Source organism: Psychrobacter sp. T6-5 (assembly GCF_052258485.2).
GTDB lineage: Bacteria > Pseudomonadota > Gammaproteobacteria > Pseudomonadales > Moraxellaceae > Psychrobacter.
This window is the reverse complement of the sequence record NZ_JBQQEY020000001.1, coordinates 2,012,550-2,030,877: the sequence shown is the minus strand read 5'-3', so window position 1 is coordinate 2,030,877 and position 18,328 is coordinate 2,012,550. Positions and strand designations below refer to the sequence as shown.

The 18,328-nt window shown below is 45.9% G+C and carries 17 protein-coding genes; 7 read left to right on the top strand and 10 right to left on the bottom strand.

Annotation, left to right across the window (positions count from 1 at the left end):
- Positions 1 to 46: 46 nt before the first annotated feature.
- Positions 47 to 526, top strand: a complete 480-nt coding sequence (locus tag ACTXGK_RS23400; RefSeq protein ID WP_443516123.1) for an acyl-CoA thioesterase — start codon at positions 47 to 49, stop codon at positions 524 to 526.
- A 304-nt stretch (positions 527 to 830) separates the two neighbouring features.
- Here the strand turns inward: ACTXGK_RS23400 and ACTXGK_RS23395 are convergent, their stop codons facing one another.
- The 6 genes from ACTXGK_RS23395 to ACTXGK_RS23370 all read right to left on the bottom strand — a co-directional run bounded on the left by ACTXGK_RS23395 (position 831) and on the right by ACTXGK_RS23370 (position 7,704).
- Complete coding sequence (locus ACTXGK_RS23395; protein WP_443516125.1) at positions 831 to 2,567, bottom strand: BCCT family transporter; 1,737 nt, start codon at positions 2,565 to 2,567, stop codon at positions 831 to 833.
- A 43-nt stretch (positions 2,568 to 2,610) separates the two neighbouring features.
- A complete protein-coding gene (locus ACTXGK_RS23390) occupies positions 2,611 to 4,098 on the bottom strand; it encodes an aldehyde dehydrogenase (protein ID WP_443516126.1) in 1,488 nt (495 codons plus the stop codon).
- Between the two features lie 90 nt (positions 4,099 to 4,188).
- The gene (locus ACTXGK_RS23385) at positions 4,189 to 5,226 is read right to left on the bottom strand and encodes an LLM class flavin-dependent oxidoreductase (protein WP_443516128.1); all 1,038 of its coding nucleotides are present in this window, start codon (positions 5,224 to 5,226) and stop codon (positions 4,189 to 4,191) included.
- A gap of 78 nt (positions 5,227 to 5,304) precedes the next feature.
- Complete coding sequence (locus tag ACTXGK_RS23380; RefSeq protein WP_443516130.1) at positions 5,305 to 6,216, bottom strand: flavin reductase family protein; 912 nt, start codon at positions 6,214 to 6,216, stop codon at positions 5,305 to 5,307.
- A gap of 35 nt (positions 6,217 to 6,251) precedes the next feature.
- Positions 6,252 to 7,088, bottom strand: a complete 837-nt coding sequence (locus ACTXGK_RS23375; protein ID WP_443516132.1) for an alpha/beta fold hydrolase — start codon at positions 7,086 to 7,088, stop codon at positions 6,252 to 6,254.
- Positions 7,089 to 7,101: 13 nt separating this feature from the next.
- Positions 7,102 to 7,704 carry an amino acid synthesis family protein gene (locus ACTXGK_RS23370; protein WP_443516134.1) on the bottom strand — a complete coding sequence of 201 codons (603 nt, stop codon included), beginning with the start codon at positions 7,702 to 7,704 and terminating at the stop codon, positions 7,102 to 7,104.
- 197 nt (positions 7,705 to 7,901) lie between these two features.
- On the opposite strand from ACTXGK_RS23370, the gene ACTXGK_RS23365 reads away from it, so the two are divergent.
- Genes ACTXGK_RS23365 through ACTXGK_RS23355 form a run of 3 tightly spaced genes read left to right on the top strand, consistent with a single transcriptional unit; the run spans position 7,902 to position 10,443 of the window.
- Positions 7,902 to 8,555, top strand: a complete 654-nt coding sequence (locus tag ACTXGK_RS23365; RefSeq protein ID WP_443516136.1) for a GntR family transcriptional regulator — start codon at positions 7,902 to 7,904, stop codon at positions 8,553 to 8,555.
- Between the two features lie 30 nt (positions 8,556 to 8,585).
- Complete coding sequence (locus tag ACTXGK_RS23360) at positions 8,586 to 8,966, top strand: carboxymuconolactone decarboxylase family protein (protein ID WP_443516138.1); 381 nt, start codon at positions 8,586 to 8,588, stop codon at positions 8,964 to 8,966.
- A 25-nt stretch (positions 8,967 to 8,991) separates the two neighbouring features.
- The gene (locus ACTXGK_RS23355) at positions 8,992 to 10,443 is read left to right on the top strand and encodes an NAD-dependent succinate-semialdehyde dehydrogenase (RefSeq protein WP_443516140.1); all 1,452 of its coding nucleotides are present in this window, start codon (positions 8,992 to 8,994) and stop codon (positions 10,441 to 10,443) included.
- Positions 10,444 to 10,470: 27 nt separating this feature from the next.
- On the opposite strand, the gene ACTXGK_RS23350 is transcribed toward ACTXGK_RS23355, so the two are convergent.
- Positions 10,471 to 11,385 (bottom strand): LysR family transcriptional regulator, encoded by a 915-nt coding sequence (locus ACTXGK_RS23350; protein WP_443516142.1) that lies wholly within the window; start codon positions 11,383 to 11,385, stop codon positions 10,471 to 10,473.
- Between the two features lie 410 nt (positions 11,386 to 11,795).
- Here ACTXGK_RS23350 and ACTXGK_RS23345 point away from each other — a divergent pair, with 410 nt between their 5' ends.
- The gene (locus tag ACTXGK_RS23345; protein ID WP_443516144.1) at positions 11,796 to 14,159 is read left to right on the top strand and encodes a FepA family TonB-dependent siderophore receptor; all 2,364 of its coding nucleotides are present in this window, start codon (positions 11,796 to 11,798) and stop codon (positions 14,157 to 14,159) included.
- A gap of 167 nt (positions 14,160 to 14,326) precedes the next feature.
- On the opposite strand, the gene ACTXGK_RS23340 is transcribed toward ACTXGK_RS23345, so the two are convergent.
- The 3 genes from ACTXGK_RS23340 to ACTXGK_RS23330 form a co-directional block, all read right to left on the bottom strand.
- Positions 14,327 to 14,746, bottom strand: a complete 420-nt coding sequence (locus ACTXGK_RS23340) for a DJ-1/PfpI family protein (protein WP_443516428.1) — start codon at positions 14,744 to 14,746, stop codon at positions 14,327 to 14,329.
- Positions 14,747 to 14,755: 9 nt separating this feature from the next.
- Complete coding sequence (locus tag ACTXGK_RS23335) at positions 14,756 to 14,938, bottom strand: type 1 glutamine amidotransferase family protein (protein WP_443516146.1); 183 nt, start codon at positions 14,936 to 14,938, stop codon at positions 14,756 to 14,758.
- A gap of 183 nt (positions 14,939 to 15,121) precedes the next feature.
- Positions 15,122 to 15,730: a LysE family translocator gene (locus ACTXGK_RS23330; protein ID WP_443516148.1), complete on the bottom strand. Its 609-nt coding sequence runs from the start codon at positions 15,728 to 15,730 to the stop codon at positions 15,122 to 15,124.
- Between the two features lie 167 nt (positions 15,731 to 15,897).
- Here ACTXGK_RS23330 and ACTXGK_RS23325 point away from each other — a divergent pair, with 167 nt between their 5' ends.
- Both ACTXGK_RS23325 and ACTXGK_RS23320 read left to right on the top strand, forming a co-directional pair.
- The gene (locus ACTXGK_RS23325; protein WP_443516150.1) at positions 15,898 to 16,785 is read left to right on the top strand and encodes a LysR family transcriptional regulator; all 888 of its coding nucleotides are present in this window, start codon (positions 15,898 to 15,900) and stop codon (positions 16,783 to 16,785) included.
- 301 nt (positions 16,786 to 17,086) lie between these two features.
- The gene (locus ACTXGK_RS23320; RefSeq protein WP_443516151.1) at positions 17,087 to 18,217 is read left to right on the top strand and encodes an NAD(P)-dependent alcohol dehydrogenase; all 1,131 of its coding nucleotides are present in this window, start codon (positions 17,087 to 17,089) and stop codon (positions 18,215 to 18,217) included.
- Positions 18,218 to 18,328 lie beyond the last annotated feature (111 nt).

Below are 18,328 nucleotides of genomic sequence, written 5' to 3'. Positions count from 1 at the left end.
CGCATCATCTGCATAACAAAACCTACATAACAAGAAGAGAAGAACTATGGAAGCGGTTCCTACATTCCCAGAAATACAAAAGATTGTCACAAGCGATGACAATCACCCATTGCATGGCTTTACGGTGATCTATCCTCAACAAGTGGAATGGGGCGATATGGATACCTTTGGTCATGTCAATAATGTGGTTTATTACGAATATTCTCAAAACGCTCGTATTTACTACAACAGGCGGCTTGGCTTATTTAACGAAAAAACGTTTTCGGTGATGGCCGCCTCGTCATGTCGATATCTCAAATCAGTTGCTTATCCTGACGAGTTATGGATTGGCGTCAAGGTCAAAAAAATCGGTAACTCAAGTCTGGTTCATGAATATACCTATTACAGTACAGCGCAGAAGACAGTCGTTGCGATCGGTGAGTCTGTATTGGTCTATCTCGATAAGTTGAGTGGACAAAAAAAACCGATCGATGAGTCGCAAAAAGAAGCGATTGCGGCATTAGAGAATATTAAACAAGAAGCATAGAACTCAATTTTGGGTGATTTTAGGTATTTGAAATAATGGCTAAATTCGACTTCTGGTTAAATAGAAACACCCCGTACATTTATCAATGTACGGGGTGTTTTATTAGGGCGTGTCCTCAATCTGAACGAAAGCCTCTAAATGGGCTAAAAATGGTTAAATCTTGCTAAACGGTGTCAAATAGCTGGTTAATATCTCAATATTATCTGCGCTATTTTCCTTGTTTAGCGACTATTTATCTCATTTTTATCACCATTTTCAAAATGAGGACACGCCCTAGATAGTCGTTACCATGTTTCTTTTCAGGCTATGTCTCTTTTGCTCGGGCAATGTCCAAAATTAACGCTTTTAATAGACTGATTGCCATTAAGATAATAATAAAGGAGAAGGGGATAGCGGCCACGATCATGGCTGAAGTAATAGCATTTAACCCGCCTGCCAATATCAATGCGCCAATCACCGCTGTCAGCGCAATGCTCCAAACGATGATATGTTTCGGACCATTCTCGATATGGACTTCACCCGCCGCATTCAAGGTATTGACGACCAGTAATGCAGAGTCAGCCGACGTCACCAAATAGGTGAGTAGAAGCACAACCACCATTGACGATAAAACACCTGCCATCGCTGGGTTTAGCATAAAGCCAATAATCTCAAACAGCTGTGCGGTCAATCCAGAATCAAATATCTGACCGTTTGCGATACCGCTTAATTCCAAATCAATACCAGTACCACCGATAAAGGAGAACCAAACAAACAACGTCAAACTTGGGGCAACAATCCCAATCAAGCCAAATTCACGAATGGTACGATTTTTGGAGATACGCGCCAAGAACAGTCCTACAAATGGCGCGAACGCAATCCACCACGCCCAATAAAAGATAGACCAGCTGGTTTGCCAAGCGCCCAATTCGGTATTAGGATCCCAAACCGTTACTGCCATTGCGGGCAGATGCACAATATAGCTAAAGATACCTTTACCCAGCATCTCTAACGCAAACATCGTTGCGCCAAAAATCAAGAAGAAGGCAAGCAGCAAAAAGGACAGCACCATATTAATGTTACTGAGCCATTTTACCCCGCGTCCTACCCCTGATAATGCTGAAACCATGGAAAGACACATGACCACAAACAATGACATCAATAGTGCGCCTGTCGTCGGTTCAGGATTGACCGCATCCGTGACTAGCCATGAAATACCCGTAATACTATACAATCCTGAGGCAAAAGAGCTAAGTCCAAGGCCAATAGTTTGCGCCACCCCAAAGATAGTCGCAATGACGGCAGCCACATCGATGATATTGCCAAGTGGCCCTTCTAAATACTTGCCAAATAAAGGTGTGAGCGCCGAGCGCATGGTGAGCGGCAAACCGCGAACGTAGGTAAAAAACGCCAAACAGATACCGACTAAGCAATACGTGGCCCACGCACTGATACCCCAGTGAAAAAAGGAATAACGAAACGCGGTGTCCAATGCTTCCTCACTCTTGGGTAGGACGAGACCATCAATGGGCGCCAATGCACTGGCAGTGACTTGGGTTTGGTAAAAGCTAAAGACATCAGTGCCCTCAGGTACGGTCATGCCATTACTACTTAGTGCCGATACGACCAGCTCTTTTGACATGATGATGTCAGGGTTGTTGGCGAGATGCCATAGCGGTTCAGCAGCGCTATAGGTTAAGACACCAATACCAATACCAGCACCAAAGATCATCGAAAACCATGAAAAATTGGAAAACTCAGGTTTGCCATTTGGGTCGGAGCCAAGTTTAATACGCCCAAATGACGGCCATAAAATAACCGTCAAACAGACTAAAATATAAAAGGCGATGGCATAAGTATAATAGCCATTAAGGTTGGTGTAAGACCAGTTCTTCATGGCATCTAGCATCGCGCCAGAACGCTCGATATCACTCAAAATCCAAATCACTACTAAGGTGACAAAGATTTTTGAGGTGACCGTAACAAAACGGTTAAACCCTTTATAAAAACCTTTGTCATGAGTTTTTATGTTGAGTTCCTTTAGGGGAGGACGGATAGCCATAGTTTTTTCCTTAAAACTGAATGTAGCTGACTACACTGATCGGTTATCTCATGATAAAAGGATTAGCCATCGGCTCCGCCGAGATATTAATCCATGTCGTTTTTGTGCGTGTATATTGCAGAACGGATTCGCTACCAGCCTCACGCCCGTATCCTGATTGGTTATAACCACCAAACGGCGCAGTCGGTGAAATCGCGCGGTATGTATTGATCCAGCAAACGCCTGACTTGATTTGCTTAGAGACGCGATGGGCGCGAGCCAAATTCTGTGTAAACACGCCTGAACCTAAGCCGTAAACACTATCGTTTGCCATCGCGATGGCTTCTTCTTCAGTATCAAACGCGACCAATGACATGACAGGACCAAACATCTCGATAGTTTGCGTTTCGATGTCGGTGTTCGGGCATTCCACGAGCGTTGGGCAAAAGTAATTGCCGTCAGCCAAGTCTGTATCTGTTGGCGCATGACCACCAAAGCGAATCGTCGCGCCTTGGGCGACAGATTTTTTAAGCGTGTCTTTGATGCGCTCAACCTGCGCTTTGGTACATAATGGTCCAATGTGCGTTTCAGGATTGAGTGGATTACCAATGACGATGCCTTTGGCTTTTTCTTCCACGCGTTTGATAATCTCAGGCAAGATAGAGCGCTGTACAAACCCGCGTGAGCCTGCGACGCAAGACTGACCAGACGCACCAAAATTACCAGCAATCAAACCATTCGCCGCACTTTCCAAATCTGAGTCTTCAAAGACGATAATCGGTGACTTTCCACCCAGCTCCAAGCTTGTCACTGCAAAACTATTGGCAGAGTTTCTGACCACGTGACGCGCCGCATCTGGTCCACCTGTAAAGGCGATTTTGTCCACGTCTGGATGGCTTGTCAGCGGAATGGCACAGTTTTCGGCATCACCCGTGATGACAGAGACGACACCTTTTGGAAAGCCTGCTTGTTCGATCAACTCAGCGAAGGCAAACATCGGACATGGGGCGACTTCAGACGCTTTTAAAATAATGGTGCAACCAGCCGCTAGCGCAGGGCCAAGTTTGGTAGCAGTCAAAAACATCTGCGCATTCCAAGGTACGACAGCGGCGACCACACCAATCGGTTCACGCGTGGTAAAGACGTGCATATCAGGCTTATCGATAGGTAGGGTGGCGCCTTCTAGTTTATCAGCAAGCCCCGCAAAGTAACGATAATAGTCGCTGACATAGCGCGTTTGTGCCACGGTTTCGTGCGCCAATTTACCACTGTCTGTCGTTTCGATCTTGCCGAGTTTTTCAGCATTTTGTTCGATCAAATCTGCTAGACGGTAGATCAGTTTGCCGCGCTGAGTGGCAGTCATTTTTGCCCACTCAGGACTATTGAGTGCCGCTTTGGCGCCATCGACCGCGCGTGCCACATCTTCAGGACTGGCACAGGCAAACGTCGCCCACGCCGCGCCCGTTGCAGGGTTATAGCTCTCTAGGGTTTGGTTATTACTGCCTTCGCACCACTCACCATTGATATAGAGCTTGTAATGAGGTTTGGACATTGTGGTTCTCCAAATTGCTTGTTGGGGTATCTGTTCGTCATTTATGAGCTAAGTCGCTGATAAATTGAGCCGCTTATAAGCTAAGTGCGTTTATGCAAATGCTGGCATGACCTCATCAATGAAGCGGCGTAATGAGTCGCGTTTTTGCTCAAAGCTCATGCTAGAGTCAATCCAAAAGGCAAACTCGTCATAACCCAAGTCTTCATAGACTTTGAGCTTTTCAATGACTTGATCTGGCGTACCAATGGGCATGTTCTCTAGCATTTTTTCAGGCGCATACATGTCGATGGCGGCCATTTCTTCTTCGCTCAATGGCTCAAGCAATCCTTGGCGAATGGGACGCTCGTTTTTGAACCAAGCACCAAAATAGCAGTAAAAACGGCTGATACATTTGGCCGCGCTTGTCACATCATCAGCATCACTGCCTACGTAAGCATGTTGCAACAGCATGATTTTTGGGTCTTTGCCTGCGCCGTGTTCAGCTTTGGCATTTTTAAAAGCCGTCATTAAGTTTTGAATCTCTGTCATGCCTTGCCAAAGCGGGGTGACTTGTACGTTGCAGCCATGCTCTACCGCAAAGTTGTGGCTATGCGGGTCACGTGCGGCAATCCACATCGGTACGCCACCTGCTTGTAGCGGTTTTGGCGCAGAGGTCGTCGAGGGGAATTGGGTAAATTTGCCATCGTGGGCGTAATCACCTTTCCACAGTTTCTGTACGGCAGGAACCAGCTCTCGCATTCGGCCACCCGCTTCCATGGCGTCCATACCTGGCATCAAACGCTCATACTCAAAGTTATAGGCACCGCGAGCAATACCCAGATCCAATCTGCCGCCTGTGATGATATCCGTCATGGCCGTTTCGCCCGCCAGTTTGATCGGATGCCAAAACGGTGCAATAACCGTACCTGTACCGAGACGGACGTTTTTGGTGTGATGGGATAGATCGATTAAGTTTAAGAATGGGTTGGGGGCGATGGTAAAATCCATACCATGGTGTTCGCCTGTCCAGATAGCGTGCATCCCGCCTTGATCAGCCATTTTTGCTAGCTTAATAAAATCATTATGGAGCTGTTCATAAGATTGTGATTCGTCGAGGCGTTCCATATGGAGGAATAATGAAAATTTCATGAGGCATATCCTTTGCTGTTTGCTTTAACTGACTTTTTTAAATATTGTGTTTGTTTAACGGTTGTTTAGATATAAAATTTAGTGAACGCGGCCCTTTTCTTCTTGGCCAACATAGACACCATATAGGCCATTTTTGCTTTCAGTTGCATAGCGAGTCATCATTGAATTCATGGCGGCAGTGGCAAAATCTTGTTCTGTAATATCATCAATTGAGATGTATTCACCAAGCTCTTTAGTCTCTGCTGAGTTGGAAATAGCACGGTAAAAGATATAGTTGATATTGGTTTTGGTGTTCTCATAGATGGAGAAGACCGCACCCAACTGAGCATCAACACCATTATCTGCCAAAAACTGCTGAATCGTGCTGACCGCATTTGTATTGTCATCGGTCGTTGTACTGGGTAGAGTTGCTTTGCCATCCTTTTGACTAATCAAGACTTTGCCATTGTGCTCGATAATCACGCCCACGCTGACATGCTTCTCTTGCGTGCTTATTTCTGCCGCTTCGCGCTCGAGCGCCAAGCTAAAGTAACCGCCAGATGCATACCCTAAGCCGTGACCTTCGCGGTTTGAGAAGCTCAACACTTCACCTACCAAAAGGTTGTGATCGCCCGCTTCAAGATTGCGGTCTGTCTTGCAAGAAAAATGTGTCAACGCACCATCGATGATAGGGTTGCCTTGGTCGTCTTTGTGCCATGATATTTGACTAAAACGATCGTCTTTAGAACCTGCAAAAATATTCGAGATGTTTTGCTGATCTTCGCTCAAGATATTGACAACAAAGCTATCGCAGTTGGCAAAGACCTCAAAGCTTGATAAGGATTTTGCTGGGCAAACCAGTAGCAATGGTGGATCAAGCGAGACGGACGTGAATGAGTTGGCGGTGAAGCCGACAGGTGTGCCGTCCTTACTCGTGGCTGTGATTACCGTCACCCCAGTCATATAACTGCCAAAGGCGTTGCGTAACATTTTAGGATCAAGTTGTTTCATAAATACCTCTTTTTCATAGTGGGCAATGGGGTGCGTTAAGCGTTAACGGTAGACTCTGAGTCACATTGGGCAAAAAATCTTGCCAAGGCCGCGTTGACGGCGCTCGCGTGTGTCATCTGAGTCATATGGCGAGCATCAGGAACGATAACGGCATTAGCATGGGGAACTAGATCAGCCATTGCTAATGACATTTTGGCGCTAGAGTTGACATCCAGCTCACCGGTCAAAAATAAGGCAGGCACGGTAATGGTTTTTAAGTCAGCAGCACTGATACCGCGTAGATGAGCAAACATCTGATAGGCACGCGCATAGCCTAAACGATTGCCCTCATCCAACCAGTTCTGACACAGCTCGGCCTCTGAGCGATATTTAGGATTGCCATCAAACCATCTGGCAATCGGTTGATCAGTCACATTTTGAGTGAGGTCATCGATCAGCGACGCGGCCCGCGCTTGGACATTTTGAGCCGCCTCATCTGGACGCTCGTAGATGGCATTCAATGCCGCGACACCGCATACGACTTTGGGTGACGATACGGCAGTTTGTAACGCCGTCATTGCCCCCAATGAATGACCAACGATGATCGCCGGCTTGCCCACGACATTGGTGATAAAGGTAGTGAGTACATCCGCAAAGTCTTGTAGCTTCAATATAGGGTTTGGTAATAAATCGCTGTCACCATGTCCTGGCATATCAATCGCATAACAGCGATAGCGCTCGCTAAATACAGACAGCTGCTGGTGCCAACTCTCTGCGCGTAAACCCACACCATGGATAAAAACGATAGGAGTGGCTTTTTCATCCACGCTATCACTGGCATCAGCATGATAGTGATAAGCGATTCCATCTGAGATTTTACGTGACCACTTCATGGCTGTCTGCTCCTTATACGGCTGCTGGATTGTCTAAATCGCGACCTAAATCTTTGAGGTCTTGATAACGATCACCAATGCGGTGATGCGGACGGCCACCTGTCGCACCGCCTAGGACGATGACCACTTCATCATCACGAGGCGCATCTGGAATAGCAAATTGAATGGTCAAATAATGTGAGCGGCGACCGACATCATCTTTGTCCATCAGCGGTACCATGATGGGGGAGTTTGCCGTGCCGCGCATGTTGGTGAATGATAAATAACTGCTCGCAGACAGGGCCTCACGGTAAAAATTGCCAAAACGCAGGGTATGAATCAGACCTGACGCATGCTCAATCTCGCCATCTAACCCAACGACAGCCGCCTTACCATAAGCCTGTATCTTGTCGGCACCCCCTGCCAAGGCGATAATCTTGTCAGTTAGTAACTTGCCCAGTACAGGGCCAAAGGCTTGGATTTCTGGCTTTAGGTCTTCGACATAGCGCCCCGCCCACGGATTGGTAATCACTGCCGCAACGGCAAACATACGCAAAGGCGTCTCAGCAGCTTTGAATCCTTCAATGAACGTTTCTTCTTCAAAAGTGACGATTTTTCTGATTTCTGGTTTTAGCATGATGGTATCCCTACGGTCATAAAAGATAATGAATAATTTGTTTTAACGTTGGTATACCATAATACGGTATTAAATTAATTACTAGCTTTTTTTGAAAAATAATATTATGGTATACCGTATTACGATATGAAAGCGTACTGATTTTTTGTCTGATAGCCGTTATACTCTGCATTTCCATCCAAAAGAGTAGAGGTCCTATGTTAGAGAAAGTAGAAAAACCAAAAACGCTAAAAGAAACCACGTTAGAGCAATTGCGGTTGGCTATTATGACGGGGCAGCTAGCGCCAGGACAGCGCTTGGTTGAGCGTACGATCTGCGAGCAATTAGGTGTCAGTCGGACGGTCGTGCGTGAATGCATTCGGCATTTAGAGAGCGAGCATTTGGTGACTTTTTCGGCAGGCGGCTCTTCGGTTGCGGTGCTAGAAAGTGATGAGATTCGCCAGATTTATCACTTGCGGGCGACGCTTGAGAGTGAGGCGGTTCGTCACTGCGCTGAGCAAGTGACTCCCGAGCTGGTAGAGACGCTACAGAGTCACTTGGTACATATTCGCGATAACTTGCATGCAGGCGATGTGGTCGAAGCACTGGCGCATTCTTATGCGTTTTACGAGCATCTATTTGTGACAGCGGGTATGACGGTTGCATGGGAGTTAACCGAGCGACTCAACGGACGTATTGGTCGTTTGCGATTCATGACCTTGTCTACCAAAGAGCGTGCCACCAAAGGCCCAAATAATCTACAAGAAGTGGTTGATAATATCGCGCAAGGTGATAGTAAGGCGGCAGTCAAAGCATGCCGTCAACACATTGATGAAGCCTGTCAGATGGGGCTACATCTTAATAAACAATAAATACCAAATATTAAATACTAAGGATTAGTCATGGACAAACAACGATTTGAATTGGGTCTGGCTCAGCGCAAAGCTGTCTTGGGCGCTGAGTATGTCGAAAAAAACCTACAGGCCGCCGATGAGTTTAATCAGCCGTTCCAAGAAGCCATGACGGAGTGGTGTTGGGGGTTTGGCTGGGGTGATGACGCCATCGATGTCAAAACCCGCTCACTCATGAATCTCACTATGATAGCGGCGCTCGGCAAAATGCATGAATGGGAGCTACATCTCAATGGTGCCATCACCAACGGCTGTACGGTTGAAGAGATCCGTGCAGCGATACATGCGATTGCTATCTATTGCGGTGTGCCACAAGGGGTTGAGTGCTTCCGTATAGCTCGCGGCGTATTGACCACACGCGGATTGTTATAATTCTAAAAACCAGTTGGAGCGAGAAATGCAATTAACAAATGATGCGCTGTTTAGACAGCAAGCCTTTATCAATGGCGTATGGTGTGATGCTGATAGCAAAGACACCCATGAGGTGTTCAATCCTGCCACAGGCGAGCTGATTGGGAACGTGCCAATGATGGGAGCTGCCGAGACGCGCCGTGCTATTGAAGCGGCAGATATCGCTCAATCAACGTGGTCGAAAAAAACGGGCAAAGAGCGCAGCCATATTCTACGCCGTTGGCACACGCTGATTGCTGAAAATAGGGAAGATTTGGCATTACTAATGACTCATGAGCAAGGTAAACCCATCGCGGAAGCCAGAGGCGAGATACAAAGTGGCTTGGATTATCTAGAATGGTTTGCTGAAGAGGCCAAACGCATCTACGGCGACTTCATTCCTGGGCATATGCCAGACAAGCGCTTGGTAGTCATTAAACAGCCTGTTGGCGTTACGGCTGCCATTACGCCATGGAACTTTCCGCATTCTATGATCAGTCGTAAGGCAGGACCTGCACTCGCAGCAGGCTGTCCGATGATTGTGAAGCCTGCCATGGAGACGCCTTATTCAGCACTAGCTATGGCGTATTTGGCGCAGCAAGCGGGTGTGCCTGATGGTATTTATAGTGTCATCACAGGCGATCCGATTGCGATCGGTGAAGAGATGACTACCAATGCTTTGGTCAAAAAAATCAGCTTTACAGGCTCGACGCGAGTGGGAAAAATCTTGATGAAGCAATGCGCGGATACCGTCAAAAAGATGTCGCTGGAGCTGGGTGGTAATGCTCCTTTTATCGTTTTTGACGATGCCGATATCGATGAAGCGGTCACAGGCGCCATGATGAGCAAGTATCGTAATAGTGGTCAAACGTGTGTGTGCGCCAATCGTCTGTTTGTACAAGCGGGTGTTTATGACGAATTCACCAAAAAATTGGCCGCCCAAGTACGTGCTATAAAAATTGGAAATGGTCTAGATAAAGGTATAACACAAGGGCCTTTGATCTCCAAAGCTGCGGCAGATAACGCAGAAGCATTAGTCGCTGATGCGACCAGTAAAGGGGCAACAGTATTATGTGGTGGTCAGAGAGTTGAGGCAGGTAACAACTTTTTTGAACCGACTATTTTGATCGACGTTGCCAGCGACATGCGCATCGCTGACGAAGAGATTTTTGGTCCTATCGCGCCTATTTTTAAGTTCGAGACCGATGAAGAAGGCATCGATCTCGCCAATCGTACCGAATATGGCTTGGCAGGTTATTTTTATAGCCGAGATATCGGGCGAGTATGGCGTATCGCTGAGGCTTTAGAGGTGGGCATGGTTGGTGTCAATACGGGTATGCTGACCACCGAGCTGGCACCATTTGGCGGTATCAAAGAGTCTGGCCTCGGGCGTGAAGGCTCAAAATATGGCATCGAAGAATATGTTGAGACCAAGTATATCTGTCTAGATATCAACTAGGCGATAATGAAAAAGCTACCTACTTAACTATAAGTGCTGTATCGGTTCATCCCAATAGGGCGGTGAACCATAATACCCTTCGATAAAATCAATAAAACACCTGATTTTGTGCGGCAACAGCTTTCTATGGGCATACACCGCATACAACCCCAACGTCTCGGGCTCATAATCAGGTAACACCATCATAAGCGCCCCTTTACTAAGCGCTTCACTCGCAATAAACGTGGGCTGCAATGCTATTCCAGCCCCAGCCACTGCAGCATTGACAAGCAAATCTCCGTTATTACTGGTCAGCTCCGAGCTAGGCTGATTGGTGGTATCTAGCCACTGATAAATATCTTCTTTGCCGTATTTTTCCATATAACTGTAATGCAAATAACGATGATTTTTTAGATCTTCAGGTGTGATAGGCACGCCATATTTTTTGAGATATTCGGGGGATGCGCACAATATAACGCGGACAGGCGCAACTTGCTTGGCAATCAGCGACGAGCTTTTGAGCTGACCGATGCGAAGCGCCACATCAAATCCTTCTTCAACGATATCTACTTTGCGATCGTTCAGCTGCAAATCGACATTGACCGAAGGATAACGTGTCTGAAAATCCGTGACCAATTTTGCCATATGTTTTAGCGCAAAGGACACAGGGGCACTTATTCTCAATGTGCCTTTTGGGTTCTGCTGAAACCCACCTAATTTGGACTCCATATCATCGATACTGAGCAACACTTGCTGTGCATGCTCGAAATAGTGAGTACCTGCTTCCGTTAGACTGACTTTACGAGTAGTGCGGTTCAGTAAGCGTATATCTAGTCGCTCCTCTAACTTTGACACATATTTGCTCACCAGTTGCGGCGACAGCTGCATGGCTGTTGCGGCATTACTAAAACTGCCCTCAGTCACTACCGATACAAATGCCCGCATCGCATCAATTCTATCCATTATTCAGGTTTTCCTTCCAGTGGTTATCCATATTCTTTCGTCAGTTATCTTACGCTGTTGCTTCACCGATAGTAAAGTTGTGCGTTCCATTGACCTTGGATAGCAGCGTTGATTTTTCATCTAAAATGTCTCTTATGAATCTAAATGATAATAATTTTCATTATTGTTTGTATTATTTTTATAATGTTGCTAAAGTGTGCATGCTTTATTACTAAGTAGCGAACTATATTTTACTATCGCTGCTTTTGAGATGTGATCTATATCAATACATTAGCCATTTGACTGCTATCAATGTAATTCAAGGCAGCTCGTCTTCGCTTGCTGACACGCGTAGTCAATGCGCTGTAACAGCCCTTTTTTGATAACGCTGACGATATTGATAAAAACAAGTACTTTCAGGATTGTGATTTATGCCGATACTATCAACACCTTCTAATGATAAAAATAATTTTCGTTCACAAAAGCTACCACGCTTAGCAACCAGTCAGGCTCTATTAAGCATCGCTATTGCCTCGATTCTTAGCACGACTGCTGTTGCCGCTGAAAATAACGTGATACAAGCTATCGATGAGCAAAGCCCTGATGAACAAAGCCTTGATGAGCAAGCAGCGCTACCCAGCACCACGCTAGATACCATTGTCGTACGCGCCGCTAGAGATGAGCTGGTACAAGCGCCGGGTCTATCAGTGATTGGTGAAGAGGCGATTGAGAAGGCTTCATTGTCTAATGATATCTCAGAGATCGTGCGCAAAATGCCCGGTGTGAACCTATCAGGGTCGTCCACTTCGGGTCAACGTGGCAATCAGCGTCAAATCGATCTGCGCGGTATGGGGCCAAACAATACGCTTATTCTGATCGATGGTCGCCCGGTGACTTCGCGTAACGCGGTGCGTCCGGGCCGTGGTAGCGAACAAGATACGCGCGGCGACTCACAATGGGTACCACCAAGCGCCATTGATCGCATCGAAGTGTTGCGTGGTCCAGCCGCCGCCCGTTATGGTTCGGGTAGCATGGGCGGGGTGGTCAATATCCTCACCAAATCGCCTGATAAAAAAGAGTTCTCTGTCACAGGACACTATGAGATGCCAGAGAGCGATCTTGAGGGTAAAAACTGGCGCACGAATATCAATATGGCAGGCCCATTGAGTGATAAGCTCTCCTTCCGTACCACGCTTGGTTATCACGAGAGCGAAGGGGACGATCCTTATATTAATGCCGACGATGCTCAGGTTGTTGATGGTCGCGGCGGTCCGTCCGCTTCGGTGGCAGCAGGGCGTGAAGGGGTGGAAAATATAGATGCTCGCCAGCTGTTTGAATACGCGATGGATGCGATGAATACCGTTGGATTTGAGGTGAATTACAGCAATCAAAGTAACCGCTGGGCGGGCGACTCACAGTTTCAGACCGTCAATGACGACTTGGTCAATGCGCTGGCAGGTCAGGAAACCAATAAAATGGAGCGTTATGGTGCGGCATTAACTCACCGCGGTGACTATGAGAATACCAGTAGCAATAGCTATCTAGAGTATACGCGTACGATTAATGAGCGTCTGAATGAAGGCAACGCTGGTCGTTATGAAGGTGAAATTTCGCAACCTGAAGGGGAGGCTGAGTATAATTGGACAAAAGCGACCTATGACACATTAAATGCAAAATCTGAATGGGACATCTACTTTGACCGTCATACCGTGACGGCAGGCGCTGAATTCCGCGGTGAGCAATTGGATAATCCGCTGGTGTCGACCTTGACGTTTGATGAGGGTTTTGATTTTGGTGAGACCGAAACCGATCCATCCAAGCGTGATGCAAAGACAGAGTCATATCTGGTTGGTGCGTATTTAGAAGACAATTATCAAATCACCCCTGACTGGTATATCACCCCTGGTTTGCGTTTTGATTATCATGATCAGGCAGGTAGTAATTGGTCACCCAGCCTCAATACCACTTGGAACTTTAGCCCAAACTGGTCGGTAAAAGCGGGTGCTAGTCGCGCGTTTAAAGCGCCGTCACTCTACCAGCTGGATCCGAACTATATCTATTACACACGCGGTAACGGTTGCCCAGCCAGCGTACCTACTGATCAACGAGGCTGCTACGTCTTGGGTAATTCTGATCTGGATCACGAGACCTCTTGGAACAAAGAGCTGACCTTTACCTATAAAGACGATACTGGTCTGAACGCTGGCTTGACTTACTATCGCAACGACTATGACAATCGCATCGGTGCTGGGGTAGAGCGTGTGGGTGTGGTCGGTGTCATCGCCGATGGTATCGCCGCCGATCGTTCAGTTTTTCAGTGGGAAAATCAAGGAGAGGCGATCATTGAAGGTCTGGAAGGGTTTGTCAAAGTACCAGTCACAGACACGGTCACTTGGTCGACCAACATGACGGGCAATATCCGCTCAGAGCGTAAAGACAACGGTGAGCCGTTATCCTTGATTCCAAAATATACCATGAACTCCAATGTCGATTGGGACATCACCCCGCGCTGGAATACAAACCTTGGGGTTAGCTACTACGGCCCCATCGAAGCCCCTGAAATATCTGTCACGACTGGCGACGCTCTAAGTACACCTAAGCTTGATCGTAAACCCTATGCGATCGCCAATGTGAGCACCCGTTATGATCTGACAGACGACATCACCATCGGCGCAGGAGTCAAAAACTTATTTGATAAGCAAATCAAACGTGAAGGGACGACGACCAATGCAGGCGCTCGTACGTACAATGAACCGGGTCGTTATTACCTTTTTGATATTAGTGTGAACTTTTAAACGTTAAAAATATCTTTTTACCCAAAGTATATTTTCTACTAAACAGACTCTCACTTATTAACATCAAAAAAGGTCTAAGCTCATTGCTTGGACCTTTTTTGATGATGCAGGGCGATTTTTGAAGTCTAAGTACATACAACGTTATCAAGACAATTGACTCTATAGCATTAAGTACCATGAATACTATTGTCAAAAAAATCATCTGTTTGACTGTCTTCTTGCCAATGGTACTCGATATCTTTAGCAAGCTGAAGGGCCATGGCTGACCCATGCTGGTCTGCGATAAACCCCAATGCCATGTCCATACCCGCACTAACGCCCGATGACGTGTAAAACTTACCGTCAATAACCCACCGTGCCTCTGGTATCCATTTAACCTGATCAGACTGCGAAATCACCCATGCCCATGCTCGCTTATTAGATGTGGCGCGCTTGCCATCTAACAGTCCAGCTTTTGCAAGTAAGGCACTGCCTGTACATACGCTTAGCACCCACTCAGTCTGCAATGACAGTTGTTGTAGTGTCGTCAAAAAGGCTGGCACGTGAACCAGCTGCCGTGTCCCTTGTCCACCGACGATTAATAGAATATCAGTATGCTATGGCAACTCATCGACTTTCACTGTATGTAAAGCCACACCGTGCTGATTGTTGATAATGCCACCTCTCAACGAGGCAAATTGAATACGATAAAGTGTTTTTAAGCGACCGAACATTTCTATAGGGCCGAACAAATCCAGCGTTTCATAGTCCTCAAATACCAAAGCGGTAATCGTTTTCATACGTATGACTATCTCCCAATATTGGTGGCTGACCATAATAGTAAAGGCTATCAACCATTTAACCAAGTTTAAAAATTAACCAAGTTTAAAAATGATAGTTTAAAGGTAATAGCTTTGCATAATAAACGATCAAGTTAGTACATATATTAATTCGCTTTGATAATTACATCCAAATACATGCCATTATTGAATGTTTGTCATCAGTAAGATCATGCCAAGTAATGCTAGTATCGACCCAATCACTCGGTTAATGACCACTTGCTTACGTAGCATCTTGGTACGCAGTGCTTGCTGCGAAAAGAGTAAAGCCACCACAGTAAACCAAATAAAATGCGCAGCGGACATAAATATCCCATACCCTATCAGTATGGTATTGGACGTCGTTGCGCTCACGATTTGTGTATAGGTACTGATTACAAACAACGTGGTTTTAGGATTTAGGGCATTGGTAAAAAAACCATTCCTAAATGCACGCCATAGACCAATTGAGGCCTTATTGGTTGTATCAACCACAGGACGCTGTAAAAAGGTTTTATATCCTATATATATTAGGTACAACGCGCCCACATACTTAATGATGACCAAAAAATTGGGTGCAAGATGCATGACTACTTTAACGCCAATCAAGGTATAGGCCACATGTATTAAGACGCCTAGAGCAATACCAATAGCAGTTAATACGCCAACAGAGCGGCCATACATATAGCTATTTTTGGTCACAATCGCAAAATCAGCACCTGGACTAATCACCGCAAGAATAGTAATTAGCATGACTGCATAAAATTCTGTCATAAGATTTGCCCTTCAACATGCCATACCTTAGTTGTACTATGACGTCCTTCAATCATTATCTTTTTCATTACAATATCTCATTGACTCCATGAATGTGGTTGTATCTTTTCACACTTCTGTATAGACTAAAATCGACTTATATTCACTATTACTTATGAGATTTTGGCATGATAGAAAAATTATCTCTAAACGCGCTTAAGTATTTTTACTACGTGGCAACCCATGGTAGTGTGACCGTAGCTGCCGAAAAACTGTTTGTAAGTCAAAGCGCAGTCAGTAAACAAATCAAAAACCTTGAGCACCATTTGGATATAGATCTGTTCGATAGGGTAAGCAAGTCCCTAGTGCTTACTACCAAAGGTGAGCTGCTTTTTTCCTGTTGCAAGCATGTGTTTATGCGCCTCGACGACTGTCTGATCGACTTAAAAAATGAGCCTCATCAAACAAAACGGCTGGTGTTGTCATGTGAGCCAACGCTTTCAATGAAATGGCTGATTCCGAGGCTGGTTGAGTTCAATCAGTTGGGGTATGGCTTTGATATTTTGCTAGTCACGGCAGGTGGTCATGTTGATTTTCAAGGTGAGTCTATTGATCTGGCTATTCGCAGAAATGATTTTGTATGGGATAGCCGCATTCATCATGAAAAAATCATTGATGAATACATAGTGGCTGTGCGCAATCCTAATATTGAAGACCAGAAAACGTTATTGTTATCAGCCTCACGGCCTCATTTGTGGCAGCAGCTCAATCAATCTCAGCGCTTACCAGAAGTATTTTTATCCTATGAGCATCTGGTATTAGAGCATTTTTATTTATGCCTCGAAGGGTGTTTGGCGGGGCTTGGTACAGCAGTGTTGTCTATATATATGATAGAAAAAGAGCTGGATCATCAGCTATTAACTTTGATGCATCCACCAGTTGCCGATAGCTCATCCTATCACTTGCTGTCGTATGAACCATTTCATGAAGATCCACGCAAGGTAATATTTAAGCAGTGGTTAAGTCAAAAAATGCTAGAGAGTAAGACGCGACTGCTATCTAATTTTGTTGATTGAATGCGACGTAACGTTATCAGTTCTACATTTGTATCAAAACGGATACAGCGCCAGTTTCTGTGTTGACGCTGCCCGCGGCGCTCACGTATATTTTAGATAGACTTACTTTAAAGTGCCCGCTGTAAAGTAGCGGTTTTAAAAAAGTCTATTTTAGTTATGCCACAATTCTATAAAAAATATAATATTCCAGCATAAAAAATGCTCTAGTAGCAAGCACTTCGCCCTAAAACAGGCATATAGAATAGATGCAGTGCTTATCAGCGCTAGGCTTCACCGCATATGATAAAAAAGGATTTTACACATGAGTACAACAGAATATACCGATATTACTGCCGCCGTCACCCGAGAAAAGGGCGCTGACTTTACCTTGGAGCAAGCCAAAATTCGCGCGCCCAAAGACGATGAAGTACTGGTAAAAATCGTCGCTACAGGCATGTGTCACACCGATATGATCGTGCGTGACCAAGATTACCCCGTGCCACTGCCACTGGTATTGGGTCATGAAGGCGCAGGCATCGTCGAAAAAGTCGGGCCACTGGTCAAAGACATTGCAGTGGGCGATCATGTGGTGCTGAGCTATGGCTATTGCTCACAATGCAGTTCGTGTCATTCAGGTCACGAGCCCTATTGTAAGGAGTTTTACCCGCGCAATTTTGGCGGCAGTGACATGGACGGCAATAATGCCATTCAAGACGCTGACGGCAATCCGCTCAACGACCATTTCTTTGCCCAGTCCTCATTCGCGACCTATGCGCTCAGCTTAGAGAGCAATACCATCAAGGTATCGAAAGACGCACCGATTGAATTACTTGGTCCGTTAGGTTGCGGCATTCAGACAGGAGCAGGCGCGGTCATCAATTCGCTAAAAGTGCGCCCAGGTACGAGCTTTGTGACTTTCGGTGCAGGCGCGGTAGGCTTGTCTGCGGTACTGGCCGCACAAGTAGCAGGCGCGACGACCATCATTGCGGTCGATGTGGTGCCCTCACGTCTTGAGCTTGCCAAGGAGCTTGGCGCGACCCACGTCATCAATAGTAAAGAAGAAGACGTCATCGAAAAAGTACGCGACATTACAGGTGGCGGCGCGCTATTTGCCTTAGAGTCAACGGGTATTCCAGCTGTCTTGCGTCAAGGTATCGACTCGCTAGGCACACTTGGCACCATTGGTGTCGTAGGCGCACCTGCGCTTGAGACCGATGCCAACTTCGATGTCAATGATTTGCTATTGGGTGGTAAATCTATCCAAGGTATCGTTGAGGGCGACGCGACTACCAAGATATTTATCCCGCAGCTGGTAGAGCTGTATTTACAAGGACGTTTTGCTTTTGATAAATTGGTCAAATACTATGACTTCAAAGATATTAATCAAGCCGCAAAAGACAGTGCCGAGGGTACTACCTTAAAGCCTATCATCCGTATTGCCGATAATGCTTAAAAGCTATTTGTCTATAAAAAATGGGCAAATATATTATCAGGTATGTTATTGATAGCTTGTATCGCAAATCTGTATAAAAACTTTCATTTCATTTTCTCTCAATATAAAAAG